The organism is Sphingomonas pseudosanguinis (genome assembly GCF_052056765.1).
Lineage (GTDB): Bacteria > Pseudomonadota > Alphaproteobacteria > Sphingomonadales > Sphingomonadaceae > Sphingomonas > Sphingomonas pseudosanguinis.
Genome location: NZ_CP189888.1, coordinates 255,395 through 275,221 on the forward strand (window position 1 = coordinate 255,395; position 19,827 = coordinate 275,221).

The 19,827-nt window shown below is 68.7% G+C and carries 16 protein-coding genes; 7 read left to right on the plus strand and 9 right to left on the minus strand.

Annotated elements, in window-relative coordinates; genetic code table 11:
* The first annotated feature begins 3 nt into the window (after positions 1–3).
* The gene (locus ACQHGV_RS01150; RefSeq protein WP_440979122.1) at positions 4–1,266 is read left to right on the plus strand and encodes an MFS transporter; all 1,263 of its coding nucleotides are present in this window, start codon (positions 4–6) and stop codon (positions 1,264–1,266) included.
* Here the strand turns inward: ACQHGV_RS01150 and ACQHGV_RS01155 are convergent.
* Positions 1,188–2,234, minus strand: coding sequence for a LacI family DNA-binding transcriptional regulator (locus ACQHGV_RS01155; RefSeq protein WP_183951276.1), 1,047 nt, complete (start codon positions 2,232–2,234; stop codon positions 1,188–1,190). The two genes, ACQHGV_RS01150 and ACQHGV_RS01155, sit on opposite strands and share 79 nt — an antisense overlap.
* 290 nt (positions 2,235–2,524) lie before the next feature.
* Between ACQHGV_RS01155 and ACQHGV_RS01160 the strand changes: the two genes are divergently transcribed.
* The 5 genes from ACQHGV_RS01160 to ACQHGV_RS01180 all read left to right on the plus strand — a co-directional run bounded on the left by ACQHGV_RS01160 (position 2,525) and on the right by ACQHGV_RS01180 (position 11,434).
* Positions 2,525–4,774, plus strand: a complete 2,250-nt coding sequence (locus tag ACQHGV_RS01160) for a beta-glucosidase family protein (RefSeq protein ID WP_440979123.1) — start codon at positions 2,525–2,527, stop codon at positions 4,772–4,774.
* 143 nt (positions 4,775–4,917) lie between these two features.
* Positions 4,918–8,169, plus strand: a complete 3,252-nt coding sequence (locus ACQHGV_RS01165; RefSeq protein ID WP_440979124.1) for a TonB-dependent receptor — start codon at positions 4,918–4,920, stop codon at positions 8,167–8,169.
* 58 nt (positions 8,170–8,227) lie between these two features.
* Entirely contained in the window at positions 8,228–8,929 is a 702-nt protein-coding gene (locus tag ACQHGV_RS01170; RefSeq protein WP_440979125.1) for a SapC family protein, read from the plus strand.
* Positions 8,922–9,947, plus strand: a complete 1,026-nt coding sequence (locus tag ACQHGV_RS01175) for a cupin-like domain-containing protein (protein ID WP_440979126.1) — start codon at positions 8,922–8,924, stop codon at positions 9,945–9,947. The genes ACQHGV_RS01170 and ACQHGV_RS01175 overlap by 8 nt, the downstream gene beginning before the upstream one ends.
* Complete coding sequence (locus ACQHGV_RS01180; protein WP_440979127.1) at positions 9,944–11,434, plus strand: tryptophan halogenase family protein; 1,491 nt, start codon at positions 9,944–9,946, stop codon at positions 11,432–11,434. Before ACQHGV_RS01175 ends, ACQHGV_RS01180 begins: the two co-directional genes overlap by 4 nt.
* Here the strand turns inward: ACQHGV_RS01180 and ACQHGV_RS01185 are convergent.
* From ACQHGV_RS01185 to ACQHGV_RS01195, 3 genes are read right to left on the minus strand one after another with little or no spacing between them, the layout of a single operon-like run.
* Positions 11,416–12,420: an alpha/beta fold hydrolase gene (locus ACQHGV_RS01185; RefSeq protein WP_440979128.1), complete on the minus strand. Its 1,005-nt coding sequence runs from the start codon at positions 12,418–12,420 to the stop codon at positions 11,416–11,418. The genes ACQHGV_RS01180 and ACQHGV_RS01185 overlap by 19 nt on opposite strands.
* 54 nt (positions 12,421–12,474) lie before the next feature.
* A complete protein-coding gene (locus ACQHGV_RS01190) occupies positions 12,475–12,801 on the minus strand; it encodes a hypothetical protein (protein WP_440979129.1) in 327 nt (108 codons plus the stop codon).
* Between the two features lie 24 nt (positions 12,802–12,825).
* Positions 12,826–13,206, minus strand: coding sequence for a response regulator (locus ACQHGV_RS01195; protein ID WP_183951283.1), 381 nt, complete (start codon positions 13,204–13,206; stop codon positions 12,826–12,828).
* A gap of 169 nt (positions 13,207–13,375) precedes the next feature.
* Here ACQHGV_RS01195 and ACQHGV_RS01200 point away from each other — a divergent pair, with 169 nt between their 5' ends.
* A complete protein-coding gene (locus tag ACQHGV_RS01200; protein WP_183951351.1) occupies positions 13,376–14,692 on the plus strand; it encodes a chloride channel protein in 1,317 nt (438 codons plus the stop codon).
* 3 nt (positions 14,693–14,695) lie between these two features.
* Here the strand turns inward: ACQHGV_RS01200 and ACQHGV_RS01205 are convergent, their stop codons facing one another.
* The 5 genes from ACQHGV_RS01205 to ACQHGV_RS01225 form a co-directional block, all read right to left on the minus strand.
* Complete coding sequence (locus tag ACQHGV_RS01205) at positions 14,696–15,070, minus strand: reverse transcriptase-like protein (RefSeq protein ID WP_440979130.1); 375 nt, start codon at positions 15,068–15,070, stop codon at positions 14,696–14,698.
* Positions 15,067–16,683 (minus strand): NAD(P)/FAD-dependent oxidoreductase, encoded by a 1,617-nt coding sequence (locus ACQHGV_RS01210; RefSeq protein ID WP_440979131.1) that lies wholly within the window; start codon positions 16,681–16,683, stop codon positions 15,067–15,069. Before ACQHGV_RS01210 ends, ACQHGV_RS01205 begins: the two co-directional genes overlap by 4 nt.
* 63 nt (positions 16,684–16,746) lie before the next feature.
* Complete coding sequence (locus ACQHGV_RS01215) at positions 16,747–18,012, minus strand: HD-GYP domain-containing protein (RefSeq protein WP_440979132.1); 1,266 nt, start codon at positions 18,010–18,012, stop codon at positions 16,747–16,749.
* A gap of 177 nt (positions 18,013–18,189) precedes the next feature.
* Complete coding sequence (locus tag ACQHGV_RS01220; RefSeq protein ID WP_440979133.1) at positions 18,190–19,194, minus strand: FecR family protein; 1,005 nt, start codon at positions 19,192–19,194, stop codon at positions 18,190–18,192.
* Positions 19,187–19,699 carry a sigma-70 family RNA polymerase sigma factor gene (locus tag ACQHGV_RS01225; protein ID WP_440979134.1) on the minus strand — a complete coding sequence of 171 codons (513 nt, stop codon included), beginning with the start codon at positions 19,697–19,699 and terminating at the stop codon, positions 19,187–19,189. The genes ACQHGV_RS01220 and ACQHGV_RS01225 overlap by 8 nt, the downstream gene beginning before the upstream one ends.
* Positions 19,700–19,827: the final 128 nt, after the last annotated feature.

Sequence of the window (19,827 nt, forward strand, 5' to 3'; positions counted from 1 at the left end):
GCCATGTCCCCGTGCGATCCGCCCGCCGCATCTCAATTCGCGCCCCAGGGCGATGCGGCGCGGACGGCGACCTTGCTGTTCCGGCTGTCGATCGGGGTGTTCTTCATCGGCGGCTTCGTCGCGTCGTCGATCAGCCTGCTGGTGCCGCGCGTGCGCCTCGCCTGGGGGCTGGGCTATGGTGCCGCGAGCGCGGTGCAGTTCGCCTCCTTTTCCAGCTATCTGCTGTTCGCCTTTCCCGCCGCCGCGCTGGTCGCGCAGGCCGGCTATATGCGCGCCAATGCGACGGGCCTCGCGATCATGGCGCTGGGCAGCGGGCTGCTGATCCTCGGGCTGGGGACGCAGGTCTATGCGGCCGTCCTGCTCGCGCTGCTCGCGCTGTCGACGGGGGCGACCTTCCTCCAGATCGCCAGCAACAATGCGGTGACGATGGCGGGCGATCCCCGGCTGGCGGCGACGCGGCTGAATCTGCTTCAGGGATTCAACTCACTGGGCACCGTCATCGGCCCGGTGCTGGGGGCGAGCACGCTGATCCCCGCGACGGTGCGGGCCGGCGGCTGGCTGCCCGCCTTGCCCTTCGGACTGGCGGCGCTGGTGCTGGCGGGGCTGGCGTTGGGTTTTGCGCGTTACCGCGACCTGCTGGCCGGGCTGGCGCCCAAGGCGCGTGCGCGCGGGCGATGGATGGCGGCGCTGCGCAACCGGCGGTTGCAGGGCGGGGCGCTGGCGATCTTCGCCTATGTGGGGGCGGAGGTGACGATCGGTGCGCTGCTGACCGACTTTCTGATGACCCGCCATGGCGGGGGCTGGTCACCCGTCGCCGCCGCGCGGCTGGTCGCGCTGTACTGGGGCGGGGCGATGGTCGGGCGGTTCGCGGGCGCGTGGCTGTTGCGGCGGATGGCACCGGCGCTGCTGCTTGCCGCGGCGGCGACGCTGGCACCCTGCCTCGTGCTGGCGGCCTTGCTGGGGCAGGGCATGGCGGCGACGGTCGCGTTGCTGGCGGTCGGGATCGCCAATTCGATCATGTACCCGACCATCTACGTCCTCGCGCTGCCCGCCCGGCCCGAGGAGGCGCCGGCCGGCGGCATGGTGCTGTGCGTCGCGGTGGTGGGCGGCGCGGTCGTGCCGCTGCTGACCGGGCTGCTCGCCGACCGGATCGGGTTGCTGCCCGCGTTGCTTTTGCCCGCCGCCTGTTACCTGCCGGTCTGGGGTTTCGGCTGGACCTCGCGCGCGTCCTCGACGCGCGAGCTGGCCCTGACGACCAGTTCATAGGGAAGCTCCAGCGCGGGCATGACGCCGTCATCGGGTGGCCGGTCGACCAGCAGGTCGATCGCGGCGGCGGCCATTTCGACATTGGGCTGGCGGATCGTGGTCAGCTGCGGCCAGGCCATGCGCGCCAGTTGCGCATCGTCGAACCCCGCGATGGCGAGCGATTGCGGCACCGCGATCTGCGCGGCACTGGCGGCGGTCAGCACGCCCAGCGCCATTTCGTCATTGCTGGCGAAGATCGCGCTGGGCGGGTTGGCCCCGCGCAACAGCGTCTCGGCGGCCAGCAGGCCGGAGCGGAAAGTGAAGTCGCCCTGCGCCACATGCGCCATGTCGGGCACGATGCCGAAATCGGTCATCGCCTCGTAAAAGCCCATCCAGCGCCGCTCGGATGCCGTGTGCTGCGGATTGCCGCGCACGAAGCCGATCCGGCGATGCCCCTGCGCCAGCAGATGCTCGGTCATGGTGCGCGCCGCCGCGCGGTCGTCCATCCAGACGCGCGGGGTGCGCGCGGTGTGGGTGCCCGGCGCGATCCGCACGACCGGCACGTCATGCCGTTCGAAGATCGCGATCAGGTCGTCGCGGTCGCCGATCGGCGGCGTCAGGATCGCCCCGCCCAGCCGCAGGCCGCGCAGGCTTTCCTCCAGCCGCTCGCGCCAGTCCGCCCGGTCGAACGCCACCGTCTCGATCACCAGATGCCGGCCCAGCGCCCGCGCCCGCCCCAGCGCGCCCAGCAGCACGTCATTGGCATAGCTGCACGCCGGATCGTCGAAGAACAGCCCGATCAGGAAGGAGCGCGTGCTCGACAGCCCGCGCGCAAAGGCGTTGGGCTGATAGTTCATCTCGGCGACGACGCGCGCCACCGCCTCGCGCACTTCGGGGCGGACATGCGCCTCGCCATTGATGACGCGCGACACGGTCTTGGGCGAGACGCCCGCCTGACGCGCCACGTCCTTGATGGTCAGCGGCTTCATCGCGGCGCACCGGAGGGGAGGGGAATCGGAGAAGGCCGCATATTCTGTCCATTTTAGCCAGGGCCGACCCGCCCGCAACGCGTGAGGCGGCACGACCCTGTCCCGGCCTTGGGCAGACATCGCCCACGCCATCATCACCGATTTGGCGTTGACATCGATGTCATACACGCCGAACATCGATGGCGAAACGGGGTTTCACCGGGAGAGGATCATGTGCGGGCAGGGGGCTTGGCCTCCGTTCGCCATGGGCCCTTGCGCTCCTGTTCGACCCCGACCGCCAGGAGCCGTTCATGACCTATCGCCTCGCTTTTGCCGCCGCCCTTCTCGTCGGCGCCGCCCCCGTCGCCCTGTCGGCGCAGCAGGCGGCCCCGGTCGATGGCGTGTGGCGCAACACGGCTGCGCCCGCCGCCGAGCGCGCGCGCGCGCTGGTCAAGGCGATGACGCGCGCCGAAAAGCTCGCCTATGTCCATGGCCTGTTCCCGCCGATGACCAAGGAACGCCATGCCGACATGATTCCGTCGGCGGGCTATGTGCCGGGCGTCCCCCGGCTGGGCGTGCCGACGCTGCGGGAGAGCGACGCCAGCCTCGGCGTGGCCAACCAGGTCGAACAGCGCAAAGGTGATACCGCCACCGCCTTGCCCTCCAGCCTGACCACGGCGGCCAGTTTCGATCCCGCCATCGCCTATGCCGGCGGCGCGATGATCGGCGCGGAAGCGCGGGCCAAGACCTTCAACGTGCTGCTCGCGGGCGGGGTCAACCTGACGCGCGACGCCTGGAACGGCCGCAATTTCGAATATCTGGGCGAGGACCCGCTGCTGGCCGGCATCATGGCGGGCGAGTCGATCCGGGGCGTCGAATCGAACCACATCGTCTCGACGGTCAAGCATTACGTCCTCAACGCGCAGGAGACGGGGCGCAACATCCTGGATGCGCGGATCGACGAAAAGGCCTTGCGCGAGAGTGACTTGTTGGCGTTCAAGATCGCGATCGACGGCGGTCGGCCGGGATCGGTCATGTGCGCCTATAACAAGATCAACGGCGACTATGCCTGCGAGAACCGCTTCCTCCTGACCGACATATTGCGCGGCGAATGGCGCTATCCGGGCTTCGTCATGAGCGACTGGGGCGGCGTCCATTCGACCGAGAAGGCCGCGCTCGCCGGGCTCGACCAGGAATCGGGGCAGGAACTCGACAAGCAGATCTATTTCGGCCAGCCGCTCGCCGACGCGATCGCGGCCGGTCGCGTACCCGAGGCGCGGCTCGACGAGATGGTGACGCGCATCCTGACCGGCGTCATCGCCAGCGGGCTGTACGACGATCCCACGCCCGCGACCGCGCAGGCGATCGACTATGCCGCGCATGCCGATGTCGCCCAGCGCACCGCCGAGGCCGGGATCGTCCTTCTGAAGAACGACCGCGACGTCCTGCCGCTGGCGGCGAGCGCCAAGCGGATCGTGGTGATCGGCGGCCATGCCGATGTCGGCGTGCTGTCGGGCGGCGGGTCGAGCCAGGTGCGCTCGGTCGGTGGCGTGCCGATCGAGATTCCGCTGACCAAGGGCGCGGCGGCGTCCTTCGCGCGGATCACCTATCACAGCTCGTCGCCGCTGCGCGCGATCCGGGCGGCGGCACCGGACGCGCAGGTGAGCTTCGTCGACGGGCGCGATCCGGCGGCGGCGGCCGCCGCCGCCAAGGCCGCCGATGTCGCCATCGTCTTCGCCACCCAGTGGCAGACCGAGGCGCAGGATGCCCCCTCGCTGTCGCTGCCCGACAATCAGGATGCGGTGATCGCGGCGGTGGCCAAGGCCAATCCGCGCAGCGTGGTCGTGCTGGAGACGGGTGGCCCGGTGCTGATGCCCTGGGTGAATGATGTCGCCGGCATCGTCCAGGCCTGGTATCCCGGCCAGCGCGGTGGCGAGGCGATCGCGCGCGTGCTGTTCGGACAGGTCGACGCCTCCGGCCGCCTGCCGATCAGCTTCCCGCGCGCCATCGCGCAACTGCCGCGTCCGCGCCCGGTCCTGCCCGCCGGCGTGACCGCGCTGACCGATGCGTCGAGCAATGCGGGCGTCGTCGACACCGGCGACCTCGCTCCCTTCCCGGTCGATTATCAGGAGGGCAGCGATGTCGGCTATCGCTGGTATGCCGCGCGCGGCGACCGGCCGCTATTCCCGTTCGGCCATGGCCTCAGCTACACCCGATTCCGCTTCGGCAGCCCACGCTTTACCGGTGGCGCCGCCCCGGCGGTCGCGGTGGCGGTCACCAATAGTGGCAAGCGCGCGGGCGTCGTCGTGCCGCAGATATATGTCACCGGCCAGGGGCAGGGGCCGCTGCGGCTGGCCGGGTTCCAGCGGGTGACGCTGGCGCCGGGCGAGACGCGGCAAATCTCGATCGCCGCCGATCCGCGCATCCTGGCACGCTGGACCAAGGGCAGCGGCTGGGCCACCGCGCCGGGTCGCTATCGCCTGACGCTGGCCACCGATGCCGAGCATCCCGTGGCGTCGGGCGATGTGACTGTGGCGGCGGGAGCACAGTCGACCAACTGATCGATCCGACCGACATAGGTGGGTGGCAATTTCGTTGACACCGATGTCGGTCGGTATAGCAAGGCTTTGATACAAAGACTTGGCCGATGAACGGCCGGGCAGAACACAGCGGCGCCATGACGTCGTGAACAGGGAGAGGTGGGATGAAGGGGAAGACGCTTGCGCGCGCACTCGTGCGCTCGACATCGATACTGGGGCTGAGCGCCGGGCTGTTGCTGGCCGGCCACGCCCAGGCACAGGTCGCCGCCGGCGATCCGCAGCAGGGCACACCGCAGGCCGATACCGGCAATCCGCCGCCCCCCGCTGGCGAGGCCAGCCCCACCAACGCCCAGCCCGAAACCAATAGCGGCGATATCGTCGTCACCGGTGTCCGCGCTTCGCTGGAGCGCTCGATCGCGATCAAGCGCGACTCGAACGGCGTCGTCGACGCGATCAGCGCCGAGGACATCGGCAAGTTCGCCAACACCAACCTGGCCGAGTCGCTGCAGCGTATCACCGGCGTGTCGATCGACCGGCGCAACGGCGAAGGCTCGACCGTCACGGTGCGCGGCTTCGGCGCACAGTACAACCTCGTCACGCTCAACGGGCGTCAGCTGGCCACCTCGAACATCGTCGCGGTCGGCGGCGACCAGGGCGGCGACGGCGCGGGCGGCTTCGGCCGGTCGTTCGACTTCTCCAACCTCGCCTCCGAAGGCGTGAAGACGCTGGAGGTCTACAAGACCGGTCGCGCGGCCATCCCCTCGGGCGGGATCGGCGCGACGATCAACGTGGTCAGCCGCCGTCCGCTCGATGCGGCCGATACCGGCTTCATCGGCTCGCTGGGCGTCAAGGGCAGCTATGACAACAGCTCGGCCGACTGCATCGACTGCGGCGCGCGTGTCACGCCCGAGGCGTCGGGCACGGTCGGCTGGTCCGACAGCGAGCAGCGCTTCGGCGTGTCGCTGTTCGGCAGCTATCAGAAGCGCAATTTCAGCTTCGCCAGCGTCGCGCCGGATAACTGGAACATCCGCTCGCTGAGTGACTTCCTGAACCCGTCCAACGGGTTCGTGAACGCGGCGACCAAGATCAACAACCGCCCGACCGGCAACCCGCTGGTCTCGGTCCCCAACGACTTCCGCTATCACTTCTCGGAGGCCAGCCGCGAGCGCATCAACGGCCAGGCGATCATCCAATTCCGCCCGACCGAGACGCTGACCTTCACCGCCGATGGCCTCTACGCGCAGCTCCGCCAGTCGGAGCGCCGGTCGAGCCAGTCCAACTGGTTCAACCGTCCGTTCGGCGAAGTGACGTTCGACGATGCCAGCAACGGCATCGCCACGACGCAATTCCTGGCCGAGACGATCAACGGCGTGAAGGACGCCGCGTTCGAGCAGGCGTACCGCGCGCAGAAGAACAAGCTGTACGATTTCGGCGGCAATATCGAATGGAAGCCGACCGACCGCTTCAGCCTGTCGATCGACGGCCATATCGGCGAGGCGCAGAGCGCGCCGGACAATCCCAACGGCCAGACCTCGACCACCGTCGCGATCAACGCGCCGGTCGTGGCGGCGCACAGCCTGTTCTGGACGCCCGACGGCTTCCCGCAGCAGACGCTGGCCATCAATGATGGCACGCGCAGCACGACGCCTACGGGGCAGAGCTTCATCAAGGGCAATGGCAACGGCATCCTCGATGTCGGCGATCTGTCGAGCGCGGTGCAGCGCCAGTTCGCGTCGAACCAGACGCAGCGGATCAAGGAAATTCGCGCCGATGCCGGGTGGGAGCTGAACGACCAGTTCCGCTTCGACGCCGGTGGCGACTATCGCACCACCACCACGCGCCAGACCCAGTACAACACCCGCCAGGTGCTGGGCGACTGGGGCAACTCGCTGCCGCCCGACGTCGCGCAGCTGGCCCCGGGCCAGGTCTTCCAGTTCTGCAACACCTGCAAGTTCGAGCATAACAACCCGAACGCCGACGCGAACACCCAGATCGCGTTCCGCACGCAGGACGCGACCAAGCTCTACAACACGCTGTTCAACCATTATATCGGCGTGACCAACGACGGCGTCGACCATCGCAACAATATCGACGCCAACAGCGATAATTCGGTGCGAGAGAATATCTGGGCCGGCTATCTCCAGGGGACCTGGAACGGCACCGTCTTCGGCCGCACCGCGCAGATCGTCGCCGGCCTGCGGTACGAGAATACCAAGGTCAGCGCGGTCTCGCTCCAGCCGGTGCCGCTGGCCATCGTCTGGACCGCCGACAACGACTTCGTCGTCCAGAACAGCACCGACCGTCAGGCGATCACGGCGCGCGGATCGTACAGCAACTGGCTGCCCGCGATCGACGCCAAGCTGGAGGTGATGGACAATCTGTTCGCCCGCGCCTCGTACAGCAAGACGATCTCGCGTGCGCCTTACGGCAATCTGTTCGCCTCGACCGGTGTCGGCGCGCCGGGGCGGCCGACCGCGATCGGCGGCATCGCCACGGGCTCGGCCAACAACACCGGGCTGCTGCCGCTGTCGGCCGACAATATCGACGTCACGCTGGAATGGTATCCGCGCAAGGACGTGTTCCTGTCGGCGGGCTTCTTCGACAAGCGGGTGCATAATTTTATCGGCAACACGGTCGTCAACCGCAACCTGTTCGGCCTGCGCGATGCGACCTCGGGCGCGGCGGGCACGCGCTCGGGCGTGGCGAAGGAGCAGCTGACCGGCACCTTCGGCGCCGACATTACGGACGTGAACCTGTTCACCTACACCGCGCTGCTCCAGCAGAATGGCGGCAATGTCGCGGCGACCAATGCGCAGTTCGGCGCGAACTACAACACCCAGAGCCGCGCGCTGAACCAGGGGTTCGTCGACCAGGTGCTGGGTGCCCTGGATGTCAGCCCGAACGCCAGCGATCCGCTGTTCAACTTCGCGGTCAACACGCCGATCAACAACCGCGACGCGCATATCTATGGCGTCGAGCTGGCGGGCCAGTATTTCCTGGGCGAGACCGGCTTCGGCCTCGCCGCCAGCTACACGCTGGTGCGCGGCAATATCGGCATCGACATCGCCGCCGATCCGACGGTCAACACCTTCGCGCTGGTCGGCCTGTCGGATACCGCCAATGCCACGCTGATCTACGACAAGCACGGCATCTCGATGCGCCTGTCGTACAACTGGCGTGACAAGTTCCTGAGCGACATCAACCGTGGCGGCGACCGCAACCCGGTCTTCACCGCACCTTATGGCCAGCTCGACCTTTCGATGAGCTTCGACCTGACGCCGCGCTTCGCGCTCGGCTTCGAGGCGATCAACCTGACGGAGGAGGGCGTCCAGACCTATGGTCGCGACCGCATGAACACCTGGTATCTGGCGGAAGGCTCCGCCCGCTATCTGGTCGGTGCGCGCTACCGCTTCTGATGCCGGAACTCGGAAGGCCGCTGCCCCCCCGGCGGTCTTCCGGGTATAGAGTGCGATCATGACCTTCGTGCTGCTCAACAATGTCGACCACCGCGACCTTCGCGTCGCGGTCGGTCATCACGCGCGTTACGGCGACGCGATCAACCAGACGCGCGTCTTCCCGCCCGAGTTCGAGGAATTGCAGCGCGACTATGCGATCCTGCTGCGCCGGGACGAGAGCGACAGGCTCTATGCCACGGTGCTGCTCGGCCTCGACCCCGACGAGAATCTGTTCCTCGATGGGGAGCGTTGGGACGCGCGCTATATTCCCGCGACGCGGGCGCGCGGGCCGTTCTCGATCGGGCATGACGCGGACGGCGCGCCGATGGTGTTCGTCGATCCCGATCATCCGCGCCTGACCCCGGAAGGCATGGCCGTCTTTCGCGACCATGGCGGCAACGCACCGCTGCTCGACCATGTCTCGGCGATGCTCCAGCGCATCTATGTCGGGGTGCAGACCGAGGCCGAGCTGTTCGACGCGCTGGAGGGGGCGGGGTTGCTGACGCCTGCGCTGCTGCAACTCGATCTGGACGAGGGGCGGCGCTACAATATCCCCGATTGCCTGACCGTCGACACCGACCGGCTGGCGGCGCTCGACCCTGAGACGCTGGCGATGTTGCACGCGCAGGACCATCTGCGCCCCGCCATCTGGATCGCCTCGTCGCTGGGCAATCTGCGCCATCTGATCGATCGCAAGATCCGGCAGGACGCGCATGGCTGACCGCCTGCCCGTGGCGGCGCGGGTCCACGAAATTGCGGCGGACGGCGCGCCCGACCTGGCGGCGCTGGTCGCGGACGGCGTGCCGGTCATCCTGCGCGGCCATGCCGCCGACTGGCCGCTGGTGCGCGAGGGCAAGCACTCCGATGGGGCGGCGGCGGACTATCTGCGCCGCTTCGATCAGGGACGGCCGGTCACCGGCTATATCGGCGACCCTGCGATCCGGGGGCGTTTCCATTACGATGCCAGCGGCACCGCGCTGAATTTCCAGGCGCGGCCCTTCGCCTTGCCCGAGTTTCTCGATCGGCTGCTCGGCGACCGGTCGGGTACGGCCTATTATATGGGGTCGACCGATCTCGACACCTATCTGCCCGGCTTTCGGACCGAGAATGAACTCACGCCGGCGGGGGCGTTGTTCGCGCAGCATCCGCCGCTCGCCAGCATCTGGATCGGCAACCGCACCATCGCCTCGGCGCATTACGACATGGCGAACAATGCCGCGATCTGCGCAGTCGGGCATCGCCGCTTCACGCTGTTTCCGCCCGACCAGATCGGCAATCTCTATCCGGGGCCGCTGGCGCCGACGCCGGGCGGGCAGGTGGTGAGCATGGTCGATTTCGCCGCGCCCGATTTCGACCGCTTTCCCCGCTTCGCCGAGGCGGTCGCCCATGCGCAGGTGGCCGAACTCGGCCCCGGCGATCTGCTCGTCTATCCCGCGCTCTGGTGGCATCATGTCGAGGCGCTGGACGATTTCAACGTCCTCGTGAATTACTGGTGGAACGCCGCGCCCGACTTCCTCGACAGCCCGATGGACACGGTGATGCACGCGATCCTGTCGCTGCGCGACCGGCCGGCAGCGGAGAAACAGGCCTGGCGCGTGATCCTCGACCATTATGTCTTTGGGCCCGACGAGGCGGTGACCGGCCATCTGCCGCCGGCGGTGCACGGGCCGCTCGCCCCGCTGGATGATCAGGGTGCGCGACGGCTGCGCGCCTATCTGCTGCATAGGTTGAATCGATGAGCGACACGCCCCCGCCCACCCGTGTCGTCATCGCAGGGGGCGGCACCGCCGGCTGGCTGGCGGCCACCGCGCTGGTGCGGCAGCTGGGGCCGCTGGTCGACGTCACGCTGATCGAATCGGATGAGATCGGCACGGTCGGCGTCGGCGAGTCGACCATCCCCACCGCACGCAGCTTCCACGCCTTTCTGGGGGTGGACGAGGCGGCGTTCATGTCCGCGACCCAGGCCACGTTCAAGCTGGGCATCGCGTTCGAGAATTGGCACGAAGTGGGTGCGCGCTATTTCCATCCCTTCGGCACGGTGGGTCGGTCGATCCCGATCGCCGATTTCCAGCATTTCTGGCTGGAGGCGCGCGCCCAGGGCTTCGGGCGCGATTACACCGATTATTCGCGTGAGGCGCGGGCCGCGGCGGCGGGGCGGTTCGCGCGCGATGCGAACGAGACGCTGGCCTATGCCTATCATCTCGATGCCACCGCCTATGCGCGCTTCCTGCGCGCCATCGCCGAGCCGGCGGGGGTGCGCCGGGTCGAGGGGCGGATCACGCGTGTCGAGCGCGACGGTGAGGGCGGGGACATCGCCGCGCTGCATCTCGAACGCGGTGAGCGGATCGCGGGCGACCTGTTCATCGACTGCACCGGCTTTCGTGCGCTGCTGATCGAAGGGGCGCTGGAGACGGGGTTCGAGGATTGGAGCCAATGGCTGGCCTGCGACCGCGCGCTGGCGGTGCAGACCGAGGCGGTGCGCGAACCCGTGCCCTATACCCGCGCCATCGCGCACCGTGCCGGCTGGCGCTGGCAGATCCCGCTTCAGACGCGCGTCGGCAACGGCCTGGTCTATGCCGGCGATCATATGAGCGATGACGAAGCCACGGCGACCCTGCTCGGCGCGATCGAGGGGCGGCCGTTGTTCGATCCGCGCCCTTTGCGATTCCGTGCGGGCGTGCGGCGGCGTGCGTGGAACCGCAATTGCGTCGCGCTGGGGTTGGCGGCGGGGTTCATCGAGCCGCTGGAATCGACCAGCATCCATCTGGTGATGATCGCGGTGATGCGGCTGATCCAGTCCTTCCCGTTTCGTGGCAGCGATACGGGTGCGCTGGCGGCGCGGTTCAACGCCCAGTCGGCGCATGAATGGGCGCATATCCGCGACTTCATCATCCTGCATTACGCCCAGACCGAGCGCGACGACTCCCCCTTCTGGAAGCGGTGCGCCGATATGCCGCTACCTGACAGCCTAAAGGAACGCATCGCGCTGTTCGTCGAAAGCGCGGGCGCGTGGCAGGGGCAGGACGACCTCTTCCGCATCGATTCTTGGGTGTCGGTGATGCTGGGCCAGGGGCTGATGCCGCGCGCGCATCACCAGATCGTGCGAATGCTCAGCCCCCAGGCGTTGCGGGAGTCGCTGACGGGGCTGGATCGCCAGATCGAGGAGGCGATCGCGCCGATCCCGCCCCATGCGGCGTTCCTGCGCAGCTACTGCCCCGCCGCCTGACGGCGGCTGCCGACGATCCCGGCGACCGTGACCGCCAGTCCGATCGCGGCGACGCCCAGCGCCAGCGACACCGGCTTTGCCGGCACGGCTTCTGCCGGGAACAGGCTGGCGTCACCGGTGAACAGCCGGCGTAGCGCCTGCGCCGCCGCCTCGGGGCGCTCGCGCTGCGGGAAGTGACCGACGCCGGACAGCGTGATCCGGGCGAACGGCCCGGTGAATTTGGCCGCTACATCGTCCGCCGTCGAAGGCGGGTTCACCCCGTCGCGGTCGCCATGAATATAGAGGGTGGGAAGCGACAGGCTCTTCTTCGCCTTGACGCGTTCGGCCAGCCACCGCCCGGCGGGATCGGGCTTGGCCTCGTCCCAGCGCGCGCGATAGCTGTGGATCGTCACCGCCGCCCAGTCGGGATTCTCGAACGACGTCGCAACCCGGTCGAAGGTCGCCTGATCGAACCAGCCCGGTGGCGACCAGTTGGTCCAGTTGATATGCGCAAAACCCTTGCGGTCGTCGCGCACCGCCTGCGCGCCGCGCGCGGTCGCCATGAACCAGTGATACCATTGGCGCTGCGCCTGTGCGAAGGACGGTGTGGGCATGCCGCCCAGCCGGGGCGGGGTGCTGAGCATCGCCATCCGCTCGACCCGCGTCGGCCAGCCGACCGCCAGCGCCTCGGCGATATTGCTGCCCCAGTCATGCCCGGCGACCTGGAAGCGGGTGATGCCCAGCCCGTCCATCAGCGCGATCGCATCCAGCGCCAGGATCGCGCTGTCGCCGGTGCGGGGGATGTCGGCGCGGCGGAATCGCGTTTCGCCGACGCCGCGCAAGGTCGGCACGATCACGCGAAGGCCCGCACCCGCCAGCACGCTGACCACCGCATCCCAGGTCGAGGCATCGTCGGGCCAGCCATGCAGCAACAGCACCGCCGGGCCGTTGCGGGGACCGGTATCGGTATAGGCCATCTCCAACCCGTTCAGCGTCATCCTCGCCATTCTGCCTCGTCTCCTGATCTGGAGCAGACAGAACCGATCGCCGTCGCGGTTGGTTCAGCGGTGCTGCGACGGGTCGAGCGCGGCGTACCAGTCGGCATAGCGGGTGTTGCGCGCCATGTGCCGGTTCAGATCCTCATCGCCCGGCCACCAGGTCGGCCCCCGCTCACCCAGCGCCACCTTGGCCTCGTTCACCGCCGCCCGCGCGGCGCGAAGCGCCTCGGCATCATCCCCCGCCAGCGCGTCGCGGACGGCCCGCCGCGCGCGCATCAGGGCATCGACATGCGCCTGACGCTCATCCTCCGGCAGGTTCGGGTTGGCCCGCCGCCACAGCCGGCCGCGCACCACGATATAGCGGCCATCGGGCGTCACGGGGGGAGTCATCGACCATCTCCTTTCGGCCGCTGGTCAGGGGTGGCGCGCGGGCGCCGCATCCAGCAACCGGCCGAGCGAACCCAGCAACAACGGCTTGCTGAACGGCTTGTTGCACCGGTCGACCCCCGGATAGCGGGTGCCGATGACCGTGTCGTCATAGCCGCTGGCGAACAGGAACGGGATGTGCCGCGCCGCCAGCGCATCGGCGACCGGAAAGGCCATTTCGCCGCGCAGGTTGATGTCGAGCAGCGCGGCATCGATCCGCGCCTCCCGGTCGATCCGCGACAGCGCGCGCGCGACCGAGGGCTCGGGGCCGATGACCACCGCCCCGGCGTCTTCCAATTCGGTCTGCAGGTCGAAGGCGAGCATATATTCGTCCTCGACGATCAGGATGCGGCGATGGTGGAGTGGCACGACGTACCTCCTTGCCTGTCCGATCCGAGTAGAGCGACAGGCGAGGGAGGCTGCCATAACATGGATGGAGGCCGGCGCATTCCGTCATGGCCCGGTCGATGATCCGTGCCAGCCGGGGGGCGGGGTCGTGCCGCTGGTCACGACGCGGTCGCCGCCGTACAGCCGGAGCATGGCCGAGTCGCACCCGCCCCGCCCCGGATACCGGACCTGGACGCCCGCCCGTTACCGCGCGCTGCTGCGCCGACAGGGGCCGCGCTCGGTCAAGTTCCGGACGCGGCTGGCGATCCTGATCGGCGCGGTGGCGATCGGCCTGGCGGCGACCTTGTTCGCGAAGGGCGCGGACATGGCGAGCGAGATGTTCGGCCATTTCGCCGCGCGCTATCACTGGGCGCCGCTGGTGATCACGCCCCTGTTGTTCGCCGCGCTGGTGTGGATCACCCGCCGCTATGTCCCGCTGGCGCGCGGCTCGGGCATTCCGCAGGTGATGGCGGCGCAGGCCGATCCCGAACGCGCGACGCAGGGGCTGGTGTCGGTCCGCACCGTCGTCGGCAAGGCCGGGCTGACGCTGGCGGCGGTGCTGGGCGGCGCCTCGGTCGGGCGCGAGGGGCCGACGGTGCAGATCGCCGCCGCCATCATGGGGCTGACGCACCGTATCCTGGGGGTGCCCTTGCGCGGCGCGGTGCTGATCGCGGGGGGCGCGGCCGGTGTCGCGGCGGCGTTCAACACGCCGCTGGCGGGGCTGCTCTTCGCGATCGAGGAACTGGCCTCCGCCTATGAGCAGAAGGTCACGCTGCTGGTCATCGCCGCGATCGCGATCGCGGGCATGGTCGCGCAGTCGGTGCAGGGGGACTATGTCTATTTCGGGCTGATCGGTGCACATATGCCGATCCTGACCGCGCTGGTCGCGGCCCCGGTCGCGGGTATCGTCGGTGGATTGGCGGGGGGCGGTTTCGCGCGGCTGATGCTGGCGATGGCAACCGGCACCAACGGGCTGACGCGGTGGAGCAAGCAGCGTCCCGTCCTGTTCGCCGGCATCTGCGGCCTGGTCGTCGCGGGGCTGGGCGTCGGCACCGGGCTGACCTGGGGCACCGGTTACGGCGCGGCGCGCGCGATGATCGTCGGGGTCGATGCACCACTGTGGTTCGGGCCCGCCAAATTCCTCGCCACGCTGGCGACGGCGGTTGCGGGGTTGCCCGGCGGTATCTTCGCGCCGTCGCTGTCGGTCGGTGCGGGGCTGGGCAATCTGCTCTGCTCGATCTTTCCCGGCTCGCCCGCCTCGGCGATCGTGATCCTGGGCATGGTCGGCTATTTTGCCGGGGTGGTCCGCGCGCCGCTGACCGCCGTGATCATCCTGTCGGAGACGACCGCCAGCCGTGGCCTGATGTTGCCGATGTTCGCCGCCGCCTTCATCGCCGACGGGGTCAGCCAGCTGGTGTGCCGCGAAAAGCTCTATCACGGCCTGTCGCGCACCTTCGCGATGCGGTGACGCTCAGCCAGTCGACTGGCGAAGCGCCGCCCGGGCAAGCGCGATGCCCGCCAGATTCTGCGTCCGTTTGATGTGACGCAGGCGGAAGCGGCCGGGCGGGCGGGGGAGATCGGACCAGAGCTGGAACTGCGCCCGGTGCGCCGGCGGCACGCGCACGTCGCCCAGCGCCTGCGCGATCACTGCCGCCGCATCGCCCAGCAGCACCGCATCGGCCAGCCCCGCCTCATGCGCCAACCGTGTCGCGGCGATCAGCGCGAGCCACTCGGCGGTCATGCTCGTCCCCGGCCCCAGGTCGCGGGCGATATGGACCTGCCCGCCCAGCACGACGGCATATTCCATGCCGCCGGGGCGGTGGCCGCCGTCGAAGAAGATCTTCACGCGGTGCCGATGCTGCGCGCCACCGCCTCGGCCGTCTTGATCCCGTCCACCGCCGCCGACAGGATGCCGCCGGCATAGCCCGCGCCTTCGCCCGCCGGGAACAGCCCGCGCGTGTTCAGGCTGTGCCCGTCCTCGCCGCGCGTGAAGCGGACCGGTGAGGAGGTGCGCGTCTCAACGCCCGTCATCACCACATCGGGATGGTCGTAGCCTGCGATCTGCCGGCCAAAGGCGGGGATCGCCTCGCGCATCGCGGCGATCACGAAATCGGGCAGGCATTGCGACAGGTCGGTCGGCGTCACGCCGGGGCGGTAGGAGGGGGTGACCGATCCCAGGCTGGTCGAGGGGCGTCCCGCCAGGAAGTCGCCGACCCGCTGCGCCGGTGCCTTGTAGTTCGAGCCGCCCGCGACGAAGGCCTGTTCCTCCAGCACGCGTTGCAGCTTGATCCCGGCCAGCGGATCGCCGGGATAATCGCGCTCCGGATCGATCGCGACGACGAAGCCGGAATTGGCGTTGCGCTCGTTGCGCGAATATTGGCTCATGCCGTTGGTCGCGACGCGGCCCTCTTCGCTGGTCGCGGCGACCACCGTGCCGCCGGGGCACATGCAGAAGCTGTAGACGGTGCGCCCGTTCGAGCAGTGGTGCGAGATATGATATTCGGCCGCGCCCAGGATCGGATGCCCCGCCTGATGCCCGAAACGTGCCCGGTCGATCCACCCTTGCGGATGCTCGATCCGCACGCCGATCGAAAAGGGCTTGGCCTCGACATGGACGCCCGCCGCCTGCAGCATCTCGAAACTGTCGCGCGCGCTGTGCCCGATGGCGAGGACGACATGATCGGCCTCCAGATAGCCGCCGCCGTTCAGATGGAGCCCGCGCACCCGCCGTTCGCCCGATCCGTCGGTCTCGACGTCCAGTCCGTCGACCCGGGTGGAGAAACGATATTCACCGCCCAGTTCCTCGATGGTCGCGCGCATGCTCTCGACCATCGTGACCAGGCGGAAGGTGCCGATATGCGGATGCGCCTCGGTCAGGATTTCGGGCGGCGCGCCCGCCTTGACGAACTCGGTCAGCACCTTGCGGTTCAGGTGGCGCGGGTCCTTGATCCGGCTGTAGAGCTTGCCGTCCGAAAAGGTGCCCGCGCCGCCTTCGCCATACTGCACGTTGGATTCGGGGTTCAGCACGCTGCGCCGCCACAGGCCCCAGGTGTCCTGGGTGCGTTCGCGCACCACCTTGCCGCGTTCCAGGATGATGGGGCGATGTCCGGCCTGCGCCAGGATCAGCGCGGCGAACAGGCCGCACGGGCCGGCACCGATCACCACCGGACGCTTGGCGCCGGCCGGCGGCGCGCTGGGCAGGTGATAACGCTGGTCGGGGGTGCGCTGCACATCGCGGTCGCGACGGAAGCGCTCCAGCACCGCGGGTTCGTTCTTCAGCGTGACGTCGACCGAATAGACGAGCTGGATATTGTTCTTGTCGCGCGCATCATGGCCGCGCCGGGCGATGGTGAAGCGGATCATGTCGCGCGGCGTCACGCGCAGGCGGCGACAGATGGCGGCGGGCAGAGCCTCGTCCGCATGGTGGAGAGGCAGTTTCAATTCACTGAGGCGGATCATGCCTGCGCCATACATGCTCCGCCGCCCCCGCGCCATCGCGCGAAAGGCGTGTCGCCGGGTAGATCAGGCGGTGCCGCCCGCCAGCCGCCGCCGGGGCGGATCGGGCAGCGCGGCCTGCGCCATGATCTCGTCATAGATGGCGGGCCAGCGCTCGCCGAACCAGTAATCGCCGCGCTCGCCGCGCAGGATCGGGTCGGTGGCGGTCGCGACATCCTCGGGCGGCAGGGGCTGCTGGTCGGGGATGTGGAAGAAGGTGCGCACGATCGGCGTCAGCGGGCAGTCGCCCTCGCGCACCACCAGCCCCAGCCGGTTGGAATGCAGCCGCACCAGCGCGCCATAGGGCTGGATGCCCAGGCTGGCGATGAAGGCGCGCAGCATCTCGGGATCGAGATGCCCTTGCCACGATGCCATGCGCGCCAGCGCCTCGTGCGGCGACCAAGCGCGCTTGTACGGGCGGATCGAGGTCACCGCGTCATAGACGTCGCAGATCGCCGACATGCGCACGAACACGCTGAGCTGGTCGTCGCGAAGCCCATCGGGATAGCCGGTGCCGTCCATCTTCTCGTGATGGTGGCGGCACACATCGACGATGCGCGGGTCGAGATCCTCGATCCCCACCAGCACGTCATAGCCCAGGCGCGGATGCTGGCGCATCTCGGCCAGTTCGTTGATCGTCAGCTTGCCCGCCTTGTCGACGATCGCGGGCGCGACATGCATCTTGCCGATGTCGTGGAGCAGGCCGGCCATGCCCGCGATGCGGATGTCGTCCTTGGGCAGGCCCAGATGCCGGGCCAGCCCCATCATCAGCGTCGCGACCGCGACCGAGTGGATATAGGTATATTGATCGCCGTCCTTCAGCCGGGTGACCGCCAGCATGGTGGCCGACCCCTTGGCGATGAACTGCGCGATCTCCTCGACCACGGGCGTCAGGTCGGGGACATGGATCGAATGACCCAGCCGCGCCTCGCCGTACAGGCGGGAAACGGTGGCGGTCGCATGCTCGGTCAGCGCGGTCGCCATTTCGACATCGGTGCGCGGCTTGCGTCGGGGCGGCCGGATGCGCGCGACCTTGGCGGGCGGGGGCGGGCTGTCCTCGGCGATGGGGGCGGCGCGGGTCAGCGTCAGGCCGCGCCCCTTGGTCAGGTCGATGGTGACATGCGGGATCGACTCGTGAATCTGCTCGCGGTCGCCCTGCTCGGTGAGCAGGAAGCTGGTGCGCCAGAACGGATTGTCCAGCCACGCACAGTGCAATGCATGGATATACATGCCCAGTTCCGCCTGCCGCCCTTCAATGCGGAGATAGCGATTCGGGTCGGAACGGTCGGTCATGTCGCCAGCCGTAGCGGAAAGGCGGTAAAGGCTTCGTTGAGCCTCGAAAACGATTTAGGGGGTTTGTGTCCGTCTAACCTACGGGAAAACATATATATTTCAATTTCGGACGCACGGCGTGTCTGTCCAGAAGAGATAAGATTTGCCCTCGCGGGCGGAAAAATTTGTCGAATTTGGTCAGTCGCGGCGCTTCGGCCCGAGGCGAAGGACATGTCCGCGTCGATCGAGGGGCATGTCGAACAATTCGCCGATCAGCGTCAGGCTTTCCACCGGTCGATCGAGTCGGAAACGGCCGTTGAACGTCTCGTTCGCCAGCGCCGGGTCGGCGAGACGGATCGGACGGTCGCTATAGCGGCCCAGCCGCGCGATAGCGTCGCCCAGGCGGATGCGGTCGCCGCTCAGCCAGCGGTCCTGCCAGCCCTGATAGCCGCCAACATCGAAGTCATGGACGATGACGGGGCCGGCCCCGGCCTCCGCCCAATGTCCGGCGGTGACGATGACGGACGGCTGGCCGGGCACGGTCAGCCGAACGCGGCCGCGAAACACACGCAGTTCGCTATGCTCCGCGCCGCGATCGACGCTGAAATTGGTGCCGAGTGCGACCATTTGTCCTTCGGGCGTGGACACGGCGAAGGGGCGGTCGGCGTCGTGCCGTACCTCGAACCGTGCGGCACCCGATCGCAACGTCAGGTCGCGGGCCGCGTCCGAAAAGGCGATGGCGACGCGCGAGGCGGCGTCGAGCGTCATGTCCGATCCGTCGGGTAAGGCCACTTGCCGCTGCTGGCCGATGGCGCTGGCGTAGAGACGGACGGTCTCGGCCTGCTCGGGTGCGGCGGCACGCCAGATGAGCGGCGTCGCAACGGCGGCGGCCAGCGCGGCGGCGATGCCGACCGCCACCCGCCGGCGAACGGGACGGGCGATCCGGGCCGGCCAGCGTCGGGCGGGCCGAGGTTCGGTCATCGCGGGCAGCGGCGGGATCGCCTCACGCCGCGCCTGCTCGACGACCTCGAACAGCGCGGGGTCGCCCAGCAGCCGGACCATGCGCGCCAGTGCCGCGCGGTGATCGGGCGAGGCGTGCAGCCAGCGGCCCAGTTCACCGCGTTCGTCGGGCGACAGCGTGTCGAGTCGATCGGCCCAGTCGGCGGCCTGCTCCAGCTGCGCCTGTGTCAGGGAATCAGTCATGCGCCACGATCCCGCCGAGGCGTATGGGCAGGTCGTCGATACAGCCGGCCAGATCGATCATGGCGCGGACCAGATGCTTCTTCACGGCTTCGACGCTGATGTTCATCTCCTCGGCGATCTGGCTGCGCGACTTGCCCTCCAGATGCCGCTCGACGAACACCGCGCGGCGTTGCGGCGGCAAGGCGGCGAGCGCGGTCTGGAAACGGCCGAAGCGCTGGCGATAGTCGAGCACCTCGTCGGCCAGCGGCAGCGCGCAGGCGAGGTCGACATCGACCGGCCCGGTATCGGGCGCAGGCCGCCGGGCGCGGCCATGGATGACCGAGTCCGCCACGCGAAAGGCATAGGCGAGCGGCTGTTCGATCACCTGTTTGCCCTCCTGTTCGATGACGCGCATGATCGCCTCCTGCACGATATCCTCGGCCTGTTCGGGCTCGCGAATGCGCCGGCGGACATAGGTCAGCAGACGCGACCGCCCTTCGACGACCCAGGCCGCCGATCCGGTCATTCGGTCCCGTCCATGAAGAGCCGGTTGCAGGGCATCCGGGGACATTCCTTGTCGAAAAACGGCGCGCGCCGACCCCGCCAGGGGCCGACGCGCGGTGATTTCGATACCCCGCGGCGGCGGGACATCAA